This is a genomic window from Haladaptatus sp. T7 (assembly GCF_026008575.1).
GTDB lineage: Archaea > Halobacteriota > Halobacteria > Halobacteriales > Haladaptataceae > Haladaptatus > Haladaptatus paucihalophilus.
Genome location: NZ_BROP01000012.1, coordinates 58,571 through 64,807 on the forward strand (window position 1 = coordinate 58,571; position 6,237 = coordinate 64,807).

Consider the following 6,237-nt stretch of genomic DNA (forward strand, 5'->3'; position numbering starts at 1 on the left):
ATCAGTCGACAGCCGTCCCGCGAACGACGGCGTACAGAATCGCGGTGACGATACCGGTGTACTGGACGACGGCGACGAGTTCATCCCCGATGCCGTACAACAGTTCGAGACCGAACGCACCGATCACTTCCCCGATGAGCGCGCCGACGAGAAAGGCGAGAAGAAGGATTGCGGCAATTCGAAGGCTTTCGGCGAGAAGCCATCGAAGAGAGACCGGGACATGATTCACACCGTCAACACGAGGTTCAAAAAGAAATACGTTCGGTAGCCGGTCAAAACGAGTCGCAACACGGGGTCGAATCGCTACACCGGTTCGAATTGAGACACGGCGTCGAATCGCTACACCGGTTGCGGTCCGTCCTCGGGAATCTTCGTCGGTTCCATCGGCTCTCGGACGCGGAATATCATCGCGCCCTCGTTCTCGTAGACGAGCTTGTACCGGTCGGAGCCGACGAGATGCTCGCGCATCCAGGGTTTCTGGTATTCGTCGATTCCGCGGACGGTGTAGTGTCCCTTCGGGACGTACACGTAGTCCGGATTGATGTCGTTCGATATCAGCTTCTTCGTCAAGCAGGTTTTCCCCGGACAGCGTGACGTGCGCTTGTACAAGCCGAGCTGATGGCGATAGTGGTTGTGACCTTCCCACTCGACACCCCACGGCCCGATGAGGATGGCGCGGTCGGTCATCAAGGGGAACCACTCGGCACTGTCACCGAGAACGACGAAATCGGAATCCGACGCCGTACTCTGCTGGGCCCACTCCATCGCGGCCATATCGTCGTCGTCCACGAACGATGGCTGGGTCGTGCTCCCGAGATGGGAGTGGAGGCCGCTTCCGGCGAACGAGACGCCGACGCCCGCAACGAGGACGGTGATGACGATGATGACGGCGAGGGGTGCCGACCGCGAGTATCGCGTCTGCTCCGACCAGCTTCGAACCCGTGGGATGATGACTTCGAAGACCAACACGGCGGTCATCATCGCACCGGCGGGGAACTGGAACCGAACCTTCCCGAGCATGTACGCACCGGCCACCATCCACAGCGGGAGGAACAACCGACGCTTTGCGATGAGGTACGCCGCACCCGCGAACGACCCGATGTAAAACACGATGGGCCAGTTCATGTCCAGCGGGTAGACGAACTGCTTGAGCAAGCGGTGGGTTCCACCACCGAGACCGGTGTGCGTCCCCGAGGCGGCGGTGAAGATGCCAGCTCCGTGGATGGCGACGATTTGAAGCCACCACGGTGACGCGACGGCGAGTCCACCAGCGGCGACGGTCGCACCGTACAGCAAGCCTCGCGGCGTCCGGCTGAAGGAGAGAAACATCACCAGGTACGTCGTACCGAAGAACACGGTGTAGACGGGATGTGTGAGAATCGTCAACCCGAACAGGATAGCCGAGGCGACGATCCACTTTCGCTCTTCAGTTTTGAATAGCTTGATGCCGGTGTACGCGCCAGTCACGACGAACAGGAAGGCGGGAGCGCGCACGATGCCGCCCGCGGAGAGGTGCCACTGGAGAACCGGCGGCGTCACCGCGAGGACGAACGTGGCGAATCCGGCCCGCGGCGTCGAGTCGAGGACCTCGTGAGCGAGATAGTAGAACGGGACGAGGTACAGAATCGTCACGAGACCTGGGAGGAAGCGACTGAGCGTGATGGGTCCGACGCCGGTCACGTCCATCAATATCGCCGAGACGTAGTACATCAGCGGCGGATAGCCGAACGGAACCCCGTCCTTCGTGTACAGCGGGATTCGAGCGGGAAGGCCGTACCCGTGTGCGCTGATTTCACTGGCAATTTTGAGATAGAGACCGGCACCGTATGCCGGATACGGATGAACCAGCAGGTACGTGAAATACACGAGGATTCCCGTCCCCATCGCCGTTGCGAGCCAGACGCGTTCGTCGCTCGCTAGCTCGGCTACCTTCGATACGACATCCCATTTCTGTCGTTCATTGACACCATGTGACATCAGGCTTCACTCCAACTTCGGTCGTGGACGGGCGGCGTTGCTCGTACAGAGGGACGGCCGCCTATACTTTCTTTCTGGCCGCTGTGCGCATTATTCTCACACGTACCGTTCCCGCGGATGGACGCCAGTGGGGTCATCGACGAAGCGACGACACCGACACTGGGTGGCACGCGTGGACGATACGACTTCGGGGAGGGCATCTTTTTCATAGCGTGTACGTGGATACTTTTTATTATCGCGTAGCTAAGCCGTTCAAGGACTGTTTGAATACAAAATGAACGGTGTAGGACTATCCTACCATAAAGCGGGAGCCATGGAACGATAGCGCGAGAGACACGTACGAGAAAATACGTCACAGTATACTTAATTTTGTGGTGGAACCGATGTCATGGAAAGTGTTCTCAAAGCTCATTCAGAAGGAAAGGGGAAGAAAGACGTTAAGTTATGAATAATAAAACGGCACGCCCGTCTCTCCGTAGATAACAATACCCATACTGTTTCGTTCGAGCAACCACTCTCATCTCGGCTCTCTCACGGGACAGTTCGCCAGCGGCGTGACGAGAACACCCTATCACCATGTCATCACACACGGAATCCGACCGACGTACCGTGGCGGAGTCCACATCGAAAACGGGACGGCGAGAACTGCTCGCCGCGCTCGGGATGACGCTCGGCAGCGGCTGTATCGAGGAGGCTCGGTCGTTGGTCAGTCGCGACAGTCCAACGCAAGTCTCTCTCTCGATAAAGACCCTCCCGGCGGACGCGGACCCACGCCCCATCCGTATCGCACAGTTCCTCGCGAAACAACTCCGTTCGGTCGGAATCGACGTCCAAGTCGTTCCGATGGGACGCGTCGAGCTATGGCGGGACGTGCTCCTGAACCAGTCGTTCGACTGCTACGTCGGACAGCATCCCGGTATCGACGACCCGGACGAACTCCGGACGCTCCTCCACTCCCGATTCGACGCCGAAACGGGGTGGCAAAACCCGTTCGGTTACGCCAATCTCAGCGTCGATGATCTGCTCACTGCACAGCGAAAACAGAGCGGGAACAAACGGGAGAAAACGCTTCGAAAGCTACAGCAGGCGATCGTCCGCGACCAACCGTTTTCCGTCGTCGCGTTCCCCGACGAGATTCGAGCGACCAGAACGGACCGTTTCGACGGCTGGGAGGGATACGAGACGATTCACTCGCTCTTTGGGTATCTTTCCGTACGCGAGACGGGTACGAGGGGTAGCAGGGGTGGCGTCAAACCGCTCCGGATGACCATCCAAGATTCGGCTCCCACGGTGAACCTCAATCCGCTCGCGGTCGAGTTTCGAAGCGACGAAACGATACTCGATCTGCTGTATGACTCCCTCGGACGGCGGATAGATGGAAGGGTCCGCCCGTGGCTCGCCCGGTCGTGGGACTGGCAGACGTCCATAAGAGCGCCCACAGCGACGGTTCACCTCCGAGATGGACTGTGGTGGCACGACGGTGCCGCGCTCACGGCGGAAGACGTCGCATTCACCTACGAATTCCTCGGCGATACCTCGCTCGGGTCGCTCGAAAGTCCGGTTCCCGCACCGCGGTTTCGGGACGCCGTGTCGCTGGTGAAATCGGCGACGGCACTCGATGACGGGACCGTTCGAATTCGATTCGAGAACGCCAGTCGAGCGGTCGCAACGAAGGCATTTTCGACGCCGGTGCTACCGAAACACATCTGGAAGTCGAAGCACGAGCAGGCCGAAATCGCGGGATTCAGAGCCGACTCGACGACGACGAAGGCGCTCGTCTGGAGCAACATGGAACCCGTCGGAAGCGGCCCATGGCAGTTCAGCGATGCGAAGATGAAGAAGTCCCTGACGCTCGATCGGTTCGACCACCACTTCCTCCGACGTATCGAGACGGACACCGAGATGTTGGATTCGAACGGTGATTCGACGCCAGCGCCGGACTATATACACCGGTATGCGGGTGGTCCCGCGTTCGAATCGTTGCGATTCCGCGTCGTGCCCTCGGGAGCGGCGGCAACCGAACTCGTGCTAAACGACGAAGCAGACGGGACCGCGACTGGCGTGACCGCGAAAGAAGTTCGCGATATCGGTCGTGCGGAGAACGTCCAGTTACACGTTGATAAGTCGCCGTCGCTGTATCACGTCGGTTTCAATGCCCGAAAGGCGCCGTTCAGCAACGTTCGGTTCCGTCGAGCGGTGGCGCAACTACTGGACAAGAAATATCTCGTCGATAGCGTGTTCAACCAGTACGCCGAACCGGCCACGAGCCCGTTAGCCCAACACGACTCGCTCGCGCCGAAACTTCGATGGGACGGAACGGACCCGGAGCTACCGTACCCCGGAAAGGACGGAAATCTCAACGTGAAAAACGCGAAGAAGGCGTTCAAAGACGCGGGATATCGGTACACCAACGACGGAGAGTTGTTGCAACGATGAGGAATCGAATAGAGACTCGAACGAGGCGACGAGCGATTCGAACGAAGCGACGGGCGAACCTCGAAGGCATGAGACACGGGAAATCAACGAACGTAGAACACCGGAGGAACAGAGCGTGAGCTTAGCCGAAATCACCGGTTTCGTGCTCGTCGGGGAGATGCTGATGCTCGGCGTTGCGACGACGGTTGTGGTCGGACGGACGGGACTCATGCGCGCGCGAGAACAGTTTCGAGACCGACTGTTCGAGGTGTATCCACACATCGGCCTCTTGCTCGGTGTTCTCGTGGTGAACAAGGTCGCTCGCGAGTTCGGTCCCGAACTGTCGTGGGTCATCGGTTGGAATATCACTAGTCGGATTTACGCAATCGAGGGCAACTTCGTCGGAACGGTCCAATCGGTCGCACGACCGGAGCTGACGACGTACTTCTCGTTCATGTACATCTACGGGTACGTGTTCATCCTCGTGTTTCCGTTCGTCGCCTACTTCGCGCTCGCGGACAGTAAGCCGTTGAAGAAGGCGGCGGTCGCGTTCGCGGTGAACTACGGTCTCGGGCTCGTCTGCTACATCCTGTTCATTTCCTATGGCCCGCGGAACCTGATACCGGACGTCGTTCATCCGCTGCTCTACTCGACGTATCCCGAATCACAGATACTGACCGGACAGGTGAACGCGAACACGAACGTCTTTCCCTCCCTCCATACGTCGCTGTCTGTCAGTTCCGCCCTGTTGGCGTACCAAACCCGGGACTCGTATCCCCGATGGACGCTCATTGCGATTCCCATGGCGGCGAGTATCATCGTCGCCACGATGTATCTCGGAATCCATTGGGCGACGGACGTCTGTGCGGGCAGTGTTCTCGGAGTTGGAAGTGTCCTCATCGCGGACCGCTACGTTTCGGACGATTCCCCGGAGTAGAAAATGGACGCACCGTATGTCAAAGTTAAGAACGGAGAGGGTTTCTAGAAATGGGACAAACGATCAGTAATTGGGATAGATAGGAATTGAATGACCAGTTTGGAGAAGTGTTGGGTGATAACAAATAGCATGGAGACACACACACCACGTTTCCAGTGAAATGGGATGAAGGGGTGGGTGGGGTGCAGATGAAATGGGGGTCGAACGGGGTATAACCGAGGATGAATGAAAACTATTTATCAATAAAAGAAAATACGAATTTGAAGGTCATGAAATCAATTGAGGGTTGAGAATTATGGGGGAATTCTGTGGACACCGCATTTCCAGTGAAAATTGAGGGATCTAAAATTGTATTTTAGAATCGGAGAGAGGCGGAATATCGAGGAGAAAGCCGGAAGGCGAGGTCAATTTACATTGTTGGAGAATCCCATTGAAAGAAGAATTTACACTGGAAACGTGGTCTCCCAAAAGGGCGAGCACCACGAAGTGAAAACACGACACTGCCGAAACGTAAGAACACCCAGATGCACCGATCGGTAGTACAGACGGAAAACGCACCGATCGGTAATACGGACAGAAAACGCACCAATCGGTAGTACGGACGGTAAACGCACCGATTTCACTGGAAGTGCGGTGTCCACGGGAAAGACAGATATCGTCAAAAATGGATAGTGGTTAAACAGGGTTATCGTTCGAACACGCCCAGCCCGTAATGAGAGACTCCTAAATTAGAACACGGGAAGGACTGAAACACGATAATTCACCGGAAATGAGGTGTGCTACGACGTGAGGGATTTCACTGGAAACGTGGTGTGAATGGAACGGACGGAGAACGAATCCAGTGGACGAACCGACGGAGAACGAATCCAGTGGACGAACCGACGGAGAACGAATCCAGTGGACGAACC

The 6,237-nt window shown here is 57.2% G+C and carries 4 protein-coding genes; 2 read left to right on the plus strand and 2 right to left on the minus strand.

Going from position 1 to position 6,237, the window contains the following annotated elements; genetic code table 11:
* Nucleotide 1: 1 nt before the first annotated feature.
* Nucleotides 2-229 carry a hypothetical protein gene (locus OPC11_RS21680; RefSeq protein ID WP_264783381.1) on the minus strand — a complete coding sequence of 76 codons (228 nt, stop codon included), beginning with the start codon at nt 227-229 and terminating at the stop codon, nt 2-4.
* A 110-nt stretch (nt 230-339) separates the two neighbouring features.
* Nucleotides 340-1,977, minus strand: coding sequence for a glycosyltransferase family 39 protein (locus OPC11_RS21685; RefSeq protein ID WP_264783382.1), 1,638 nt, complete (start codon nt 1,975-1,977; stop codon nt 340-342).
* A 576-nt stretch (nt 1,978-2,553) separates the two neighbouring features.
* On the opposite strand from OPC11_RS21685, the gene OPC11_RS21690 reads away from it, so the two are divergent.
* Nucleotides 2,554-4,413, plus strand: coding sequence for an ABC transporter substrate-binding protein (locus OPC11_RS21690; protein ID WP_264783383.1), 1,860 nt, complete (start codon nt 2,554-2,556; stop codon nt 4,411-4,413).
* A 115-nt stretch (nt 4,414-4,528) separates the two neighbouring features.
* Nucleotides 4,529-5,329 (plus strand): phosphatase PAP2 family protein, encoded by an 801-nt coding sequence (locus OPC11_RS21695; protein ID WP_264783384.1) that lies wholly within the window; start codon nt 4,529-4,531, stop codon nt 5,327-5,329.
* Nucleotides 5,330-6,237: the final 908 nt, after the last annotated feature.

Bases quoted from the DNA above. Each gene is read 5' to 3' on its own strand.
- OPC11_RS21685 (WP_264783382.1), bottom strand. From the start codon at position 1,977: ATGTCACATGGTGTCAATGAACGACAGAAATGGGATGTCGTATCGAAG.
- OPC11_RS21690 (WP_264783383.1), top strand. From the start codon at position 2,554: ATGTCATCACACACGGAATCCGACCGACGTACCGTGGCGGAGTCCACA.